The sequence below is a fragment of the Gordonia sp. JH63 genome (genome assembly GCF_009856645.1).
Taxonomy (GTDB): Bacteria; Actinomycetota; Actinomycetes; order Mycobacteriales; family Mycobacteriaceae; genus Gordonia; species Gordonia hongkongensis.
Map to the genome: position 1 here is coordinate 5107203 of NZ_CP047235.1, position 16820 is coordinate 5124022.

The 16820-nt window shown below is 67.1% G+C and carries 15 protein-coding genes; 11 read left to right on the forward strand and 4 right to left on the reverse strand.

The window, feature by feature from the left end; translation table 11 throughout:
- Window positions 1–72 precede the first annotated feature (72 nt).
- Entirely contained in the window at window positions 73–753 is a 681-nt protein-coding gene (locus GR168_RS22620) for an SDR family oxidoreductase (RefSeq protein WP_065631128.1), read from the forward strand.
- A 205-nt stretch (window positions 754–958) separates the two neighbouring features.
- Here the strand turns inward: GR168_RS22620 and GR168_RS22625 are convergent, their stop codons facing one another.
- Window positions 959–1348 carry a nuclear transport factor 2 family protein gene (locus GR168_RS22625; RefSeq protein WP_065631129.1) on the reverse strand — a complete coding sequence of 130 codons (390 nt, stop codon included), beginning with the start codon at window positions 1346–1348 and terminating at the stop codon, window positions 959–961.
- A 316-nt stretch (window positions 1349–1664) separates the two neighbouring features.
- Between GR168_RS22625 and GR168_RS22630 the strand changes: the two genes are divergently transcribed.
- Genes GR168_RS22630 through GR168_RS22650 form a run of 5 tightly spaced genes read left to right on the forward strand, consistent with a single transcriptional unit; the run spans window position 1665 to window position 6943 of the window.
- Window positions 1665–2606 (forward strand): hypothetical protein, encoded by a 942-nt coding sequence (locus GR168_RS22630; protein WP_238994976.1) that lies wholly within the window; start codon window positions 1665–1667, stop codon window positions 2604–2606.
- The gene (locus GR168_RS22635; protein WP_159371734.1) at window positions 2603–3283 is read left to right on the forward strand and encodes a DUF4129 domain-containing protein; all 681 of its coding nucleotides are present in this window, start codon (window positions 2603–2605) and stop codon (window positions 3281–3283) included. The genes GR168_RS22630 and GR168_RS22635 overlap by 4 nt, the downstream gene beginning before the upstream one ends.
- Entirely contained in the window at window positions 3280–4572 is a 1293-nt protein-coding gene (locus GR168_RS22640) for a DUF4350 domain-containing protein (RefSeq protein WP_203235877.1), read from the forward strand. The genes GR168_RS22635 and GR168_RS22640 overlap by 4 nt, the downstream gene beginning before the upstream one ends.
- Entirely contained in the window at window positions 4569–5651 is a 1083-nt protein-coding gene (locus tag GR168_RS22645; protein ID WP_159371735.1) for a MoxR family ATPase, read from the forward strand. Before GR168_RS22640 ends, GR168_RS22645 begins: the two co-directional genes overlap by 4 nt.
- The gene (locus GR168_RS22650; protein WP_159371736.1) at window positions 5651–6943 is read left to right on the forward strand and encodes a DUF58 domain-containing protein; all 1293 of its coding nucleotides are present in this window, start codon (window positions 5651–5653) and stop codon (window positions 6941–6943) included. The genes GR168_RS22645 and GR168_RS22650 overlap by 1 nt, the downstream gene beginning before the upstream one ends.
- 1063 nt (window positions 6944–8006) lie before the next feature.
- On the opposite strand, the gene GR168_RS22655 is transcribed toward GR168_RS22650, so the two are convergent.
- On the reverse strand, window positions 8007–8465 hold the full coding sequence (locus GR168_RS22655) for an Hsp20/alpha crystallin family protein (protein ID WP_159371737.1): 459 nt from the start codon (window positions 8463–8465) through the stop codon (window positions 8007–8009).
- A gap of 694 nt (window positions 8466–9159) precedes the next feature.
- Here GR168_RS22655 and GR168_RS24170 point away from each other — a divergent pair.
- The 3 genes from GR168_RS24170 to GR168_RS22665 all read left to right on the forward strand — a co-directional run bounded on the left by GR168_RS24170 (window position 9160) and on the right by GR168_RS22665 (window position 11331).
- A complete protein-coding gene (locus tag GR168_RS24170; protein WP_275406156.1) occupies window positions 9160–9285 on the forward strand; it encodes a hypothetical protein in 126 nt (41 codons plus the stop codon).
- A 1012-nt stretch (window positions 9286–10297) separates the two neighbouring features.
- Window positions 10298–10765 carry a nuclear transport factor 2 family protein gene (locus GR168_RS22660; protein WP_159371738.1) on the forward strand — a complete coding sequence of 156 codons (468 nt, stop codon included), beginning with the start codon at window positions 10298–10300 and terminating at the stop codon, window positions 10763–10765.
- Window positions 10765–11331 (forward strand): TetR/AcrR family transcriptional regulator, encoded by a 567-nt coding sequence (locus GR168_RS22665; protein ID WP_159371739.1) that lies wholly within the window; start codon window positions 10765–10767, stop codon window positions 11329–11331. The genes GR168_RS22660 and GR168_RS22665 overlap by 1 nt, the downstream gene beginning before the upstream one ends.
- A gap of 393 nt (window positions 11332–11724) precedes the next feature.
- Here GR168_RS22665 and GR168_RS22670 read toward each other — a convergent pair whose 3' ends face one another.
- Both GR168_RS22670 and acnA read right to left on the reverse strand, forming a co-directional pair.
- Window positions 11725–12018: a hypothetical protein gene (locus GR168_RS22670; protein WP_159371740.1), complete on the reverse strand. Its 294-nt coding sequence runs from the start codon at window positions 12016–12018 to the stop codon at window positions 11725–11727.
- Between the two features lie 92 nt (window positions 12019–12110).
- A complete protein-coding gene (gene acnA, locus GR168_RS22675; protein ID WP_159371741.1) occupies window positions 12111–14708 on the reverse strand; it encodes an aconitate hydratase AcnA in 2598 nt (865 codons plus the stop codon).
- Window positions 14709–14816: 108 nt separating this feature from the next.
- Here acnA and GR168_RS22680 point away from each other — a divergent pair, with 108 nt between their 5' ends.
- On the forward strand, window positions 14817–15497 hold the full coding sequence (locus GR168_RS22680; protein ID WP_159371742.1) for a GntR family transcriptional regulator: 681 nt from the start codon (window positions 14817–14819) through the stop codon (window positions 15495–15497).
- Window positions 15498–15753: 256 nt separating this feature from the next.
- Entirely contained in the window at window positions 15754–16800 is a 1047-nt protein-coding gene (locus GR168_RS22685; protein ID WP_159371743.1) for a tripartite tricarboxylate transporter substrate binding protein, read from the forward strand.
- The last annotated feature ends 20 nt before the right edge of the window (window positions 16801–16820 follow it).

Here is a 16820-nt window from a genome sequence, read left to right on the forward strand (position 1 = left end):
CCCCGCGACGTCGGCGTCTGCTCATCGAGCCCGACGGGGCTGCCGCCCACGGATTCGCAGTAGGGTCGAGAGGTGCCCACCGCGTTGATCACCGGGGCGAGCCGCGGCCTCGGAGCCGAGATCGCCCGCCAGCTCGCGCCGACCCACGACCTCCTGCTCGGCGGACGACCCTCCCCCGAACTCGATCGGCTGGCGACCGAACTCGACGGCGCGAGCACCTTCGCCGTCGACCTCACCGACTACGACGAGGTCGAAGCCGCGGTCGAGGCGATCACCGAGCTCGATGTCCTCGTCCACAACGCCGGAGTAGCCAGCAGTCTCGAGCACGTCGCGGAGACGCCGGTCGAGGAATGGCGTCACATCCTCGAGGTGAATCTCATCGCGGCCGCCGAGCTGACGCGGCTGCTGCTCCCCGCTCTGCGAGCGGCTGCGGGCCACGTCGTGTTCATCAACTCCGGCGCGGGACGTCGGGTCAACCCCGGATGGACCCCCTATGCAGCAAGCAAGTTCGCGGCGCGGGCGCTCGCCGACGGGCTGCGTGTCGAGGAACCGACCCTCCGGGTGACGTCCGTCTTCCCCGGCCGCATCGACACCGACATGCAGCGCGACATCGTCGCCATCGAAGGAGACGAGTACGACGGGTCGCGGTTCCTGCATCCCGCGACCGTCGCCCGAGCAGTCGTACACGCCATCGCCACCCCGGCCGACGCCCACCCCGAAGAAATCGTGCTGAGGCCGACGGGGCGGGGCTGACCCTTCCTGAGCGTCCGTATTCTCTGCTCCCTGAGGTGCGAGCGAAGCGAGCCACGAAGGGCCCGCAAGACGTCTGGGGGATCGCTAGAAACCGCCGTCCACCAGGCCCTTCGTGGCTCGTCGCTTGCGCTCCTCGCACCTCAGGGAGCAAGGCTGACTCGCCCTCCGCAAGCTCCGGGCTCTCTCAGGAGCGGAGGGATCGCGGTCAGAGTTGCTTGAGATCCGACTGCTGCCAGACCGCGCGCATCGTCGACACCTTGCCCTCGGCGTCGAAGACCATGATGTCGACGGGGGTGATCTCGAAGGCGAGTCCGGCGGTCTTGGTGACCAGGGTGAACTCGAAGACCGCGGTGTCGCCGGCGATCTTCTTCCACTTGAGCGTCGCGGTGCGCTCGTCCATACCGGTGATCACCGAGTAGAACTCCACCAGCTGCTCGCGGGTGTCGCGGATGTCCGCGCCGATGGGGTCTTCGACGGTCGCGTCCGCGGCGTAGAGGTCGGCGATCTGCTCTGCGGTACCCGAGTTGAGCAGCTCGATATAAGAGTCGACGGCCGCGTCGATCTTCTCGGCGAGCCCGGCTTGTTCCACGGTCATGAATCCTCCAGAAAAGTAGAACGTGTTCTAATTCAGCACGGTAGCACGGCGTCCGTCAACCGGTGGATGATTTCGGTGCCCGGTCGGAGTTGTTTGATACGTTCGCCGCACAGTTTCCCCGCGTGCGGAAAGGCCGGTGCACCTCTCGATGACCGAGCCGCCGCGCGTACCTCCACCACCGTCCGGCGAGCCCCCGTGGCAGCCGCCCGTCGTCTCCGACGAGTGGAGCCCGGTGCCAGATGCGGGACCGCCGCAGGGTCCACCCACACCGCGGCCGCCTACCGTGCCCGGACCGCAGCCGCAATGGGGTTCGGCGATGTCGACCCCACCTGGCTCGAGTGCTCCCCTTCCGGGGAACGGGTGGGCGGGGTGGATGCCGCCACGACGGCCGACGCCCGTCAGCGCACTGCTGCAACAGATCTTCTCGACCACGTTCGCGGCACCGCGTGTCTTCCTGGGCCTCGTCGGCGTGAGCTGGGGCGCGGCGGCGGCACCAGTCGCGCTCATCACCTGGTGGCTGGTGAGCGCCGAACCGACCCTCGACGACCCGGACGACTGGGCGAGCCTGGCACCGGTCACCGCGTTCGTCCTCACTGTCTTTGCGCAGTGGGCCGTCATGACGGGCGCACTCAGCGGTCTCGCCGCCCGTCCCCTGGCCCGCCTGCGCGCCGGGTCCGTACCGACGCTCGACGACGCCCTGCGCGCGGGTCGCCGGTCCCTCGCCCGACTGTCGGGGTGGACCGCCCTCCTGGGACTCGCCGTCGCGGCGGCGTTCACCCCGGGCATCGCACTCCTCGGTCTGGGAGTCAGCTCCGACGGAATCGTACTGATCGCCGGGAGTCTCCTCCTCTTCCTCGTCGCGCTCATCCAGGTGACGTGGCTGCTGGTACGCACGGTGTTCACGGCGCCTGCGATCGTGGTCGACGGCCTCTCCGTGCGAGGCGCGATCGCCCGCTCGGGGTCGTTGTCGGCGGAGCGGTTCTGGCGGACCTTCGGCATCCTGGCGGTCATGGTCGTGCTGGCGTGGGTCGCGATGACGACGATGATGTACCCCTTCGATCTTCTCGGATCGATCGCCGGCGTGTGGTTCGCCGACGGGGACGCCCGTGGCACCGAGACCGTCGTCGCGGTGATTGGCATCGTCGTGGCGTCGATGGTCGTGCAACCGGTACTGACCGTCGTCCCGGCCGTCCTCTACGACGATGCACGCGCCGAGGCGGCCCCGACGCCGTTCTTCTCCGGACAGGGCGACCGGTGATCGGAGTTCTCGCTGCGCCATTGGACCCCGGCAACGACGAAGCACGCCGGTGGGCCGAGGAGGAGCTGTCCGACTCCGAGTATCAACCGCCCGAACCGTCGTGGTTCGACCGCTTCGGTGAGCGGCTCTGGGAGTGGATCGCCGACAACGTCTTCAGCTGGTTCGGCGGCTCCGACACCCTTCGGGGCATCGTGATCGTCGTGGCGATCGCCCTCGTCCTCGGGCTCGTCGTCGCGGTCGTCCGGCATCTCCGACGCAACCCACGAATTCCTCGCACCAGCGCTGGCCCGCCAACGGGGTCGGTGCTGACAGGTCCGGCCCGGTCCGCGGCCGACTTCCGGTCCGACGCCGACGCCGCCTTCGCCGCAGGCCGGTACGACGAGTGCGTGCTCGCCGCCGTGCGTGCCGTGGCCCGTCGCGGTATCGAGCGCGGCCTGCTGGCCGATGAGCCGTCCCTGACCGCCCACGAGGTCGCTGTCGACCTCGGACCCCGCTTTCCCACCTACGACTCCGGATTGCAGACGGCGACAGACATGTTCGACGCCATCGCCTACGGCGACCGACACGCATCGGCCGAATCCGCGCGCGCGGTCCTCGACATCGAGCGCGGGGTCTCGTCCGCACGGCCGGTCGACGAGGACTCGGTCCGGTCGAGGCGACTGGCGGTGCCCCGATGACCGACACCGTGCAGGCGACGCCACCCGGACCCGTCTCGTCGACGCCGATGCGACCGGCGCCCGGGAAGAGCAAGACGCCGGCGTGGATCTGGGTGACCATCGTGCTGGTGGTGGTCGTCGTGGTCGCCGGCGTCGGACTCCTCGGTGTCACGGCACTCACCGGGGTGCAGGGCACGCCCGGTCCCGGCGTCAGCTACGACCCCGACAACGCCCAGCCCACCGGATCGCGCGCTCTCGCTCAGATCCTCGACGACCACGGGGCCGACCTCCGGCAGGTGCGCGGACTCGAGGAGTTCACCGACGCCCCTCGTCCCGGCCACGGGACCACGGTGGTGGTGAGCTCGACCTCGTCGCTGAATCCCGGTACGACGCAACAGTTCCGCGAGCGTGTGCAGGACGCCGACCGCGTGATCCTGATCGCGCCGGACACCACGGTGCTCACCGCGCTCGACCTGCCCGTCACGTCCGGTTACGGCGCCGGCCCGGCAGCGGTTCCCGCGGGTTGCCGCACGCCCGGCATCGACGAGACCGACGTCGTCGATTTCAGTCCGTTCGGATACTCGCCGACCTCCCCCGCGGCCACCGCCTGCTTCACGTCCGACGGGACATCGAATCTCGTCGTGGTGCCCCGCACCGCCGACCGCCCCGAGTTCGTCGTGGTCAGCGGCACAATGCTCTCCAACGAGCAACTCGCACAGCAGGACAACGCCGGCGTCGCCGTGCGGGTCTTCGCGAGCTCCGACGAGATCCTTTGGTACGTGCCCTTCGTCACCGACCAAGTGGCGACCGAGGAGGAGGAGTCCGACATCCCGGCCGCGGTCGGGCCGCTGATCGTGTTGACCGTCTTCGCGGTTCTGGCCCTGATGTTGTGGCGGGGCAGGCGATTCGGTCCGCTGGTCACCGAGCCGCTCCCGGCGGTCGTCAAGGCGGTCGAGACCACCCGGGCGCGGGGCCGGATGTACCACCGCGCCCGTGCCGACGCGCGCGCCGCGGCGGCGCTGCGCATCCACACACTGGGTTCGCTGGCGTCGTATCTGGGACTTCCGTTCGACGCCGCCCGTGCCACCGACGCACTGTCCCGACCCGACTGGGACACCGTCGTCGCGCCGACCGAGAACTCGGACCCGATGGTGTCGGCGATCGTCCTCGCCGTGGTGGGGGCGACGCACCGCGATCTGGGCGAGGTCCGGTCGCTGCTGTCCGGCCCGCTCCCCACCACCGACGCCCAGCTCGTGCATTTCACCGCCGAACTGACCAACCTCGAGAAGGAAGTCCGACACACGCCATGACCGTCGACCCGTCGCGCAACCCAGGCCCCGGTCCGTTCGCCCCGGACGCATCCTCACACGCGGACCCGTTCGCCAAGGCACCGGCCGGGCCACCACCGGACCACACCGACCACCGACCCGGCGGAGGGCCGAACCGCGCCCGCGATGCACTCGGGGCCGTCCGCGGCGAGGTCGGGAAGGCCGTCGTCGGCCAGGACCCGGCGGTGGCGGGCATCCTGATCGCGCTGCTCTGCCGTGGACACATCCTGCTCGAAGGCGTTCCCGGCGTCGCCAAGACGCTGCTCGTCCGGTCGGTGGCGGCCGCGCTCGACGTCGAGACCAAGCGCGTGCAGTTCACGCCTGACCTCATGCCCGGTGATGTCACCGGCTCGCTCGTGTTCGATTCCGCCAGCTCCGAATTCACGTTCCGCGAGGGACCGGTGTTCACCAATCTCTTGCTGGCGGACGAGATCAACCGCACGCCGCCGAAGACCCAGGCATCGTTGCTCGAGGCGATGGAGGAGCGACAGGTCACCGTCGACGGGGATCCCCGACCGCTGCCGAGCCCGTTCCTCGTCGCGGCGACGCAGAACCCGGTCGAGTACGAGGGCACCTACCCGTTGCCCGAAGCCCAGCTCGACCGCTTCCTGCTGAAGGTCACCCTGCCGCTCCCCCCTCGCGACGACGAGATCACCGTCCTGACGCGGCACGCATCCGGATTCGATCCGCGGGATCTGTCCGCCGCCGGCCTCCGTCCGGTCGCCTCGGCCGCCGACATCGAGACCGGCGCCGAGCAGGTCCGCCGGGTGACGGTCGCCCCGCAGGTCACCGCCTACATCGTCGACATCGCCCGGGCCACCCGATTCTCGCCGTCACTGGCCCTCGGCGTCAGTCCACGCGGCGCCACCGCATTGCTCGGCACGAGCCGGGCATGGGCGTGGCTGAACGGCCGCGACTTCGTAACCCCCGACGACGTGCAGGCGCTCGCCCAGTCGACGCTCGCGCACCGCCTCTCGTTGCGCCCAGAGGCCGAACTCGAAGGAGTGTCGGTGGGTTCGGTGCTCGACGCCGCGATCAACTCGGTGCCCGTCCCCCGCTGATGTTCCTCACGGGCCGCTTTCTGATCCTGGTGCTGCTCGGTGCGGTGCCCATCCTGATATGGCCGAACTACTTCGTGCCCGTGCTGTGGGCGCTGTTCTGTGTCCTGGTCGTGTGCCTCGACATCGCGCTGGCAGGGTCCACGAAATCGATCACCATGTCGCGGTCGGGACCCGGCCCGATCCGGCTCGGCCAGAGCACGACGTGTTCGATCGCGGTCACCAACCACGGCTCTCAGACGTTCCGCGGAGTGCTGCGCGACGGCTGGCAGCCGTCGGCGGGTGCCTCGTCGAACACCCACCGCGTCAGCATCCCCCGCGCGGAGACCCGCTCGGTGACAACGACTCTCACCCCCACCCGACGCGGTGACCGACTCGCGGTCCGAGTCGCCGTCCGTCGGGTGGGTCCCCTCGGCATCTCCGGACGCCAGCGGTCGGTGCCGCTGCCGGGCCGTGTCCGCGCACTCCCGCCCTTCGACTCGCGGCGGTTGCTGCCGTCACGGTTGGCCCACCTGCGTCAGCTCGACGGTCGGTCGGCGGTGCGCGTACGTGGTCAGGGAACCGAATTCGATTCCCTGCGTGACTATGTCGAGGGTGACGATGTCCGCAGCATCGACTGGCGGGCCACCGCCCGGCGTCGTTCGACCGTGGTGCGGACTTGGCAGCCGGAGAAGGATCGGCACATCGTCATCGTCCTGGACACATCTCGGACGTCGGCCGGGCGGGTGGGCGACACCCCGCGCCTCGACGCCGCGATGGACGCCGCGTTGCTGCTGGCCGCGCTCGCGTCGCACGCCGGCGATCGGGTCGATCTCATCGCCGGTGACCGCCGGGTCCATCGACGGGTGGTCGGTGTCGGCCGCACCATGCTGCTCAACAGCCTCGTCACCGCAATGGCCGACCTCCAACCCGCTCTCCTGGAGGCGGATTGGCCCCTGCTCGGTGCCGAGGTCGCCAAGATCGGGCGGCAGCGCGCGCTGCTGGTCCTGCTCACACCCCTCGAACCCGCAGCTGTCGAGGAGTCGCTGCTGCCCCCGCTGGCAGTGCTGGCGCAGCGCTACAAGGTCATCATCGGCTCCGTCGCCGACCCCGCCCTCGACGCCATGCTCACCAAGCGCGCCGACGCCGCGCAAATCTACGATGCGGCGGCCGCGGCACGCACACTCACCCTGCGGGACCGAACCGCCACCGCGGTGGGCCGGCTCGGCGTCGACGTGGTGGATGCCCCACCGGACAAGCTGGCCGCCAAGCTCGCCGATCACTATCTGTTACTCAAGTCGCGAGGGTTGCTCTGACCGGCGCGATTGATGGTCTTCGTCATGACAGTGACTGCTCGACAATCGTTTTCAATCTTGTGTATGCCGGCGGCGCCGACCACGCGAGGTGTCTCCGCTGGCACCGGTGTCGTTGCATTCCCACAGCTGTGTCGCGCGTCGCCCGAGACGTTGTGAAGTTGGTCTTGACAGACAGCCTTCATCCTCTGCTCTCGAGGCGAGACGACGGACACCGACAGTCGAGAGCAACCGACACGCTCCGCTACCACTGCACAGTCACTCGTTGCTGCTTTTCGCGTCCGATGCATCACTATGTTCCCGACACTGACCATGGTCACGAACACCTTGCTGGCATGGCATTCGAGGAGCCGATCGATCACAGCTTCGGCGCGACGCGGACGATCAGAGTGCACTCAATCTGTGACAACGTATGCGACTGTGCCACTACCCAAGACAACTAGCGAGCAGCATCGACTGTCGGGCTGTTCAAAAGTGTCGGGCTCGTCATGAGACACCCGAATGAACCTGGGCCGCCCACCTCACTCGGGTCATGCCACGCCACGCTCGATGCGTGACAGCGATCACGGCAGTATCAGCGATCCGCAAAGGTCCATCAGTCGAACTGAATATGGACAAGGATGGCACTCGGCCGCCGGGGAGGACGGCGGGTGTCATCCTTGTCCATTTCTGCCTGCGATCGCCCGGAGCCCGAGACCGCCAACCCCTCCGGCTCCCGGACGCAGGCGTCTTTCAGAAGCTCTCAGATCGAGGTGGGCGGGCCACGCTGCCGCCCACCTCGCCTCACCACTCGGTGTCGCGGCCGCAGGTGCGCGATGCGAGCGGCGGTTCGGCTTGAACCAGGTACCCGGCGCCGAACGGTGGCGACCCCGCACGTGAGGGTAGGTAGCACCTGTTGCGGATCGCCGACCTGCGCGAAGACAGCATCGATTTCAGCGGCCAGCCAGGTGTCTTCGGCGTCGATCACGTCGACACATCCGGCTGGCGACGCAGCCGTGACGCAGCCCATCATCATCTCAGACCTCCCGGTACTGGGGTGACAGTGACGAACCACCTCCCCGGTCAGTCAGCCCGAGGCCGCCTCGGAGCCGGCGGTGATCTCCTGACGTCCGTCGCCGGAATGCTCGATGGCCACCTTGCGAGGCTTGGCTCTCTCGGCCACCGGGATCGTCACCGTGAGCACACCGTTGTCATAGGCAGCAGAGATCTTCGCCGGATCGACACCCTCACCCAGAGTGATCTGCCGACGATAGGTGCCGGCGAAACGCTCGTTGGCCAACCACTGCACACCCTCATCCGAGAGTGCGCTGCGATGCGCCGACAAGGTCAACACCCCGTTGTCGACGTTGAGATCGATCGAACCAGGATCAGCACCAGGCAGGTCGGCAATCAACGAATAGTGGTCGTCGATCTTGTACACATCGATCGGCATGAATCGCGGTGTACGTCGGCCAGCGCCGGACTCGCCGGTGAGAAGTCCTCGAGCCCAGTCATCAACCATGGAGAACGGATCGATACCCAGCATCGCAAACACCTCCTTGATCCACGGGTGCCGCCACGCTGACGGCACCACATCAACCATCACTGCGCGCCATCAGATTAGCACTCAACGCCAGTGAGTGCCAAGCATCTTTTCGATGATCAACGCACTCAGTCCTCCACCGGCACAACAGCACTCGCCCCAAGAGCAGAGCAGTAGTCCGCTTTCGGCATCGGGTGGCGATTCACCCAGACGAGTGCTATCTAGGAACACGACGTTCACCCCCGGCACGTTCCGACGACATGACCCAGGAAGGACCCAACCGATGTCGGCCCCCGCCCCTGAACTTCACCCGATCGTCTGGCCCGACCCCAGCCCGCTGCAGCACTGGTGGACCCACGTCATGGGCCGGCCACGTCTCCACCCGGATCAATCCGAACACCGGTACCAGCCACACCCGACACTCGTGACCAGCAGCGACGCACGCCCGGCCCGACATTGACCGCCAGCATGGGTGCCTGTGGCCTCCACAGCATCCCTCGACAGCAGCTGGCTTCCGCTCGACGGCCCTGACCGCGTCACACACCTCTACGGCCGGGCTCACGCCTCCCCAGGCGCAGTGATTTGGACGCCCCGACCTCAGGGTGGCGTTTTGTTCACGCACGGGACGGGCGTCGGCCCTACGACGACTCTTGTTGTCCCACACCACCAAACCACCATTTGCTTCGAACTTGCAGTCATGACATCCCGCAGCCTCACATTTCACCGTTACACCCCGCCCACACCACACCATGACCTACGATGGGCCCTGGCCTACCTCATCACCCCGGCCGCCATCCTTGTATTCCTCACCACGTCGCAGTGACACCTCGATCCCCTGGCGGGTTGGCCGGTGCGGCGACAGACCACGTCGGTCCACGCCGGCCGGCCCTGGCCGGGCAACCCGACAGCGGGTGACGGCAGCGGTTTACCCCGCCTCGACACTGTCACGCCGCACACGCAATGTCCGATGACCGGTCGCGGATCGGTGTCGCACCGGCCCTGTTTGGAACCGAAACGCTTTGCGCTAGAGTGCTTTCGCAAGATATGGAGCAGGACATCAGAAGGAAGGTCGACGCGTATGGTGAGCCTGGGTGGTCTTGTCATGCCGGTCGCTGTGGTGGTCGCCGCGTTGGTCATGTAAGCACTGCAGAAGCGCATACTCCCCTATACGCCGCCCGACGACGTCCCACGCCTCTGCCAGAACGGGCGCGCCCATTCTGGGCACGGCATTCTGCCAGCAGCGGCGGCACCACCGGGCCCCTACGCTACTGCTGGCGAGGGCTTCGAACGTCCCCGACCTCCCATCGGTCCTAGCACACTTGGCAACATGTATTCGTTCTCGCACAGCGTATTTCGACAGGAGTCAGCAGGCCGACCGTCGGGGCCACGCCTGTGCCGAACCCCGCGATCTCGATTCAGATGGCAGCGAACTACCCAATCCGGGTGCCGCAAACGCGGGTTAGTGCCTCCCAAACTGCTGTCACAACTCCCGACTACGGTGTCATCGGACAGTGAGCCATCAACGCAGGACCAATGCAGCAAGCGGATATGCGGTGTTACCCGCAGCAACAGCCTGCATATCTCCCAGATGTGTCAGCCTGGCCACTCCTCCTGATCGTCGTAGCCAGTAATTGTGAATCACTGTTGGACAAGGCATTAGACACTCGGTACCGGAATCGTCCCGCGGACATCAGCTGGGAGCCCGCCCCCGTAACCGCATTGCCAGAGGGTCGGGTTGACAGGCGGCGGGCCAGTCTGTACCGTTTGGTACACCGCGAACTGGTCAGTACACACTGAACCGATAGGTACACACTTGCCCTTGATAGGAGCTTGTCATGTCTCGTCCTCCGCTGCCGCCGTTCACCGAGGCCACCGCGATCCAGAAGGTCCGCGCCGCAGAAGACGCGTGGAACACGCGTGACCCCGAGCGCATCTCCCTCGCGTACAGCGAGGACAGTTGGTGGCGGAACCGATCGACTTTCGTCCAGGGCCGTGCCGCGATCGTCGAATTCCTCACAGATAAGTGGGACCGCGAGCTCGACTACCGACTCATCAAAGAGCTCTGGGCATTCACCGGCGACGTCATCGCGGTGCGCTTCGCCTACGAGTATCGTGATCTCACCGGCCACTGGTTCCGCGCATACGGGAACGAAAACTGGCACTTCGACAAGGACGGCCTGATGACCCACCGCCACGCGAGCATCAACGACGTCGCGATCACGGAGCCCGAGCGCAAGTTCTTCTGGGACGCCTCCGGTCCCCGGCCGGCCGACCACCCAGGCTTGAGCGACCTCGGACTGTAATGGCCCGAACCGTCCTCGACCGATCCGACGCGGTCCGCGCGCTGGCCGGCGTCTTCCGCAAGCGAGGCTTCGAAGCCGGCTCGCTGTCGGTCATCCAGCAAGAGACCGGACTCGGCCGCGGCAGCCTGTACCACTTTTTCCCTGACGGGAAAACGGACATGGCCCGCGCCGTTCTCGATCAGGTGAGCGAGTGGTTCGAGGAACGAGTCTTCGTGCCACTTCGCACGGCCGAGAGCGCAACTCAAGCGGTCGAGGCGATGTCACAAGAGGTGGCCGACTACTTCATGTCCCGCGAGAGCGTGTGCCTGTTCGCGGCAATGACGTTGGGCCAGGAGAAGGAGACATTCGCCGACGCGGTCCGCAGCTACTTCAGCGACTGGGTCGACGCTCTCGCGGAAGCGCTACGGCGCGGCGGGCTCACCAACCAAGAGGCTTCAGACCGTGCCCTGGACGCGGTCGCGGCGATCCAAGGCGGGCTGATCTTGGCCCGTGCCTACGACGACAGCGCGACCTTCCTTCACATCGTCGACCGCACCCGGCAGCGCCTACTCGCCCCCGTTCCCTGAGCGGGCTCTTACAGTAGGCCGAGCCGCCGTCACTCGCGACGACAGTGACTCGCTTGATCGCGGTGCGGTACGCACCAAACCGATTCCAGCGTTTGACCCACACCGCTCTGCCTCGTCCCCCGATTCATAGTCCGGAGTACTTATCCGACTTCGTCGTCGGTCGCCGACGAGGCGGGCGCTGATTCAGGATCGCGACGGCCAGGCATCGCCTCACCGCACACCGTTGCGACAGAGGACATTCCGGGGCGCACCACCACCCGACTCGCCGCAAAACTGGCCCCTCCCCGAGCCGAGCGTGCCCGCGATCGGAGGCTGCGCGAAGCCACGCAAGAAGCCGAACGTCATGACCTTCTGGAGGACCGCCGCCGGTCCGATCTCACTCCTCCACGACACTCACACCGCCACCGCCGGAATGTCGGCCGCGTAGCGGATGACCGAACCGACTCGGCCGAAACGGCGTTCGATGATCACGATCGCCTCCGCGAGCTGGTCGGGGTCGTCAACGTCGGCGACGAATGCCGCGGTCTGCCCGTTGTTGCCGAGCATGAACGGCAGGACTGCGGAGTACTGACTGCTGACGACAGCCAGCGGGATGTCGCGACGGAACAGGTCGTACGCGTGGTCGATGGCAGCAGGGTCGTCGAGGACGACGAGCGGGACCGAGGAGATGTGCTTGTTCTTTCTCATGTATCGAGAGTGAACTCGCAGGTTATGAGGGGGTTGACCGATCACTGTGAATTCGCTGGCAGCTACGCGTTGCCACCCCCCGGCCCGCGAGGTCACCGCACGAGTTGCTCGTCGAGAATGCTGGGGATGACTCCGCCGCGTCGGAGAAGCCGACGATCCAGATCGGTCTCGGCGGCCACCTGGGCGTCGAAACGCATTTCGGAACCGTCGACCCGTCGGACCACGACTGCCACCGTCCCGCGCTCGACGGCGTCGGCAGTCCCGACGACGTGCAGTCGGTCTCCGGGCCGGAGGTCCTGCAGCCCGCCGTCGACGTCAGCGGGGATGAGCAACGGCAGGACGCCGACACCGATCAGATTGGACCGATGAATCCGCTCGAAACTGCGCGCGAGCACGGCCCGCGCTCCGAGCAGACGCACCAGCTTCGCCGCCCAGTCGCGCGAACTGCCCATGCCGTACCGTTCCCCGGCCACGATCACCACCGCGTCGCCGTCGCTAGCGTACCGGCTAGCGGCCTCCGGGAGGGACACGACGTCGCCGGTGGGCGCATGCACGGTGTGCGCGGGAGCCGCATCCGGTGCGAGCGCGTTGCGGACGTTCTTGTTCTGAAAGCCGCCCCGCAACATGGCTTCCCAATTGCCGCGCCGGGACGCGTAGACGTTCAGGTCGCCCGGTTCCGCACCCCGCTCCACGAGGTATCGACCGGTCGGGCTGTCGGGCTTGATCGCCCCGGCCGGGGAGATGTGGTCGGTGGTGATGTCGTCGCCGAGCACGAGCAGGGGCTGCGCGGTGTACTCCCCGAGCCTGGTGTGCGCGTAGCCGTCATCGGCGAAAGGAGGACGCCGCAGGGCCGTCGACGACGGGTCCCAGGGGAACAGCGGCCCATCCGGAACATCGAGTGCGTCCCATGCCGGATTGCGGGACGCGGAGACGAAGTCGTCGACGACATCACGCGGACGCCGCGCTGCATCGGTGAGCGCGTCGATCTCCTCCGGCGCAGGCCACAGATCAGCGAGCATTACGTCATGCCCGTCGGCGTCGACGCCGATCGGTTCCGCGGTGGGATCGATGGCCGCATCACCCGCGAGCGCGAAGACGATCACCATCGGCGGCGACATCAGCAGGCCCAGTTCGAGGTCCGGGTGGACGCGGCCGGGGAAGTTGCGGTTGCCGCTCAGCACAGCCACCGGATTTCGTGTGTGCGCCTCGGCCACCGCGGTGATCTCCGCCGGCAGCGGTCCCGAGTTGCCGATGCAGGTGGCACAACCGAATCCGACGATGTCGAAGCCGACCGCGGACAGGTCGTCGGTGAGACCGGCCCGCTCGAGCACGCCGGCGGCAGAGGGCGAACCCGGCGCGAGGGAGGTCTTCACATACTCCGGCACCCGCAGCCCTCGTTCCCGTGCGCGGCGGGCGACCAAACCCGCGGCGATGAGGAGGCGCGGGTCAGAGGTGTTGGTACAGCTCGTGATCGACGCGATGGCGATCGGGAAGGCGGGCATCGGGATGTCGTCGTCACATCGAGAAGGCCCCTCGGCGTCGAAGGTCGCCGGCAACTCGGTCACCGGGACCAGGTCCTGCGGGCGACGCGGACCGGCCACCGACGGGACCACCGCACCCAGGTCGATGTCGATCGTGCGGGTGAAACGCGGCTCGGCATCGGGGTCGAACCACAGTCCGAGCCGTCGTGTCACCGACTCGACGAGCTCGCAGTGTTCTGCGGTACGTCCGGTGTCGGCCAGATATCGGACGGTCTGTGCGTCGACGGGGAAGAACCCGGTGGTGGCACCGTATTCCGGGGCCATGTTGGCGATCACCGCCCGTGCGCCCGCCGTCAGTGCCGATACGCCCGGCCCGTAGAACTCGACGAACTCACCCGTGACCCCGATCTCGCGCAGACGGTGCGTGACGACCAGCGCGAGATCCGTTGCCAGCACGCCCGCGGAGAGCGTCCCGGTGAGGCGGACTCCCACGACCTCGGGGATCCGCAGTGTGGTCGGCATGCCGAACATCACCGTCTCGGCTTCCAGACCTCCTATGCCCCAGCCCAATACACCCAGCCCGTTGATCATGGGCGTGTGGCTGTCCGTGCCGAGCATCATGTCCGGAACCGCGTGATCGATGCCGTCCACCGACTCCACCGTCACCACGGTGGCGAGCTGTTCGAGGTTGATCGTGTGCATGATCCCGGTACCCGGCGGGTTGATGTGCACGGTGTCCATCGTGGTCGACGCCCAGGCCAGGAAGCGATACCGCTCCGCGTTGCGGCGCATGTCGTGGGCGAGATTGGCCGCGGCGGCATCGCGGCGCGCGTACGACTCGACCGCGAGCGAATGGTCCACCGAGACCTCCACCGGCAGGCGGGGACTCAACGCCGTCGGATCCCCACCTCGGGCGGCAACCGCGTCACGCATCGCGGCGATGTCGACGAGGGCGGGCGTGCTGGTGGTGTCGTGCATCAGCAACCGGCCCGGCACATACGGGATCTCGGCGTCGCTGGTGCCGGCCCGAAGCCAGCGGGTCATGTCGTCCAGAGCTCGATCGCGCGTCTCGGCGTCGGCATGGCGGGTCACGTTCTCGGCGAGTAGACGGACCACCGTGGGCCACTGCCGGTACACGTCGCACCCGACCCGCCGCTCGACATCGACGACCGGCAGATCGGGTTGCGCGCGGCGTTCAGCTCCACTCATGGGTCCCACCATAGGTTATAACCTATAACTTGCACCACCGGTGCTATCATCGCGACGTCCGGCGCTGCCGGATCTCGACGTCCCATGACCACTGCCGGGAGGCCCGCCATGACTGCACCAGGCGGGATGTTCACCAAGAACGATTACGCATACGCCGAGCTCCAGCGGCGAATTCTGACCGGGGTCCTGCCAGCCGGCGCGGTGATCCCCCAGGCCAAACTCGCGGCCGAGATCGGCGTCAGCACGACTCCCCTCCGCGAGGCGATCCGCCGTCTGTCCGCCGAGGGCATGGTCGAACTCGAGGCCCACCGAGACGCGCGGGTGACCCCCGTATCCGCAAATGAGGCGCGCCACCTCTACCAGGTACGCGAGAACCTGGACCCGCTCGCGGCGGCGCTCGCCGCGCGGACGCGAACGGCGGCCGACATCGCCGCCATCAGCAATGCCTTCGATCGCCTCTCGCCCATCGCCAGTGCGTCCGATGTCGATGCCCTTGTCCGACACCGGGAATTCCATCGCACGGTGTACCGCGCTTCGGGCAACCCCGTTCTCATCGACATCCTCGAACGACTCTGGGACAAAGCAGATCGTTACCGAGTCATCGGCCTCTCCCACCGGGGCGATTCACCCGACGACCGGTCGCGGGTCACCGCCGAGCACCGGGCGATCATGGAGGCCGTCGCCGACGGTGACGCCGAGCGTGCCGACGCGGTGATGCGCGAGCACATCGGCAACAGTCTCGGACGTCGTGCCATCGATGCGCTCACCGAGGACCCCGTCGCCGGCTGACCTGGCCGCTGCCACTTTTCCAACCCCTGTGTCCTGCGTCACCGCCATAGGTTATAATCTATAACTGCGCGACGCCGAGCGCGCGAAAAGCGCAAAACGATATTTATGCGCCCAAGCGTGACTGTGACGACGGTTACGCCAACACTTCCGATGTGACCACCGACGTGGTTGTCCTCACATCCGCAGCAGAATCGAGTCAGACGATGTTGGTAGCTCTCGGCCTCGGGACCCGACCCCGAACGAAAACGAGGACCGCATGACCGCACCATCCCCCGGCACCGACGAATCGACAGAGCTGTCCCGCACGTCTCGTCCGCCGAAACGTGTTCCCACGCTCGTCAAAGCACTCGGCGCACTGGTCGCCGCAGCGATCGTCGTCGTCGGCGTCGTCGACGCGGCCGGTAGCGAGGGCGGCGCCGACGCGCGATCGCAACTGACCCTGATCGCGCCCGCGGCCGCCGGTGGAGGTTGGGACGGTGCGGCGCGCGAGATGCAGCAGGCGCTGCGAGCCCAAAACATCGTCAACAACTCGCAGGTCGTCAACATCCCCGGTGCCGGCGGCACGATCGGACTCAGCCAGTTCGCGGGGATGACCGGCGACGCCACCACGATCATGGTCATGGGCATCACGATGCTGGGCGCGATCAACATCAACGGGTCCGACGTGGATCTCGGAGACGTCACCCCCATCGCGCGGCTCGCCGACGATTACGACGTCGTCGTCGTGCCGGCTGATTCTCCGATCACGACCATCGAAGAGCTGATGGCCGAATGGAAGAAGGACCCCAAGAACTTCACGTTCGGTGGCGGTTCGCTGGGCAGCGTCGACCAGATGATCATCAGCCAGATGGCTCGGGAGAACGGTATCGACCCCGCCGCGGTCAACTACATCGCCTACTCCGGTGGTGGCGAACTGGCGACCTCACTCATGTCCGGGACGATCAAGGCCTCGGTCAGTGGTTACGAGGACTTCGTCGACCAGATCACCGCCGGAAATCTACGCGCACTGGCGATCTCGGCTCCCGAGCCGGTCCCGGCCATCGATCTGCCGACCCTGTCCGAACTGGGTTACGACGTCACCCTCACCAACTGGCGCGGGGTGGTCGCACCGCCGGGCATCACCGATGACCAGCGCACCGAACTCGAGGCGATCGTCACCGAGGTCGTCGAATCACCCGAGTGGCGAGATGCACTGCAGCGCAACAACTGGTCCGACACGTTCACGCCGGGTACCGGATTCAACCAGGTCATCGACCAGCAATCGGAGTTCGTCCGCGGCATCTGGGCCGACCTCGGGTACTGACCGACCGCCTGTCGGCGAAC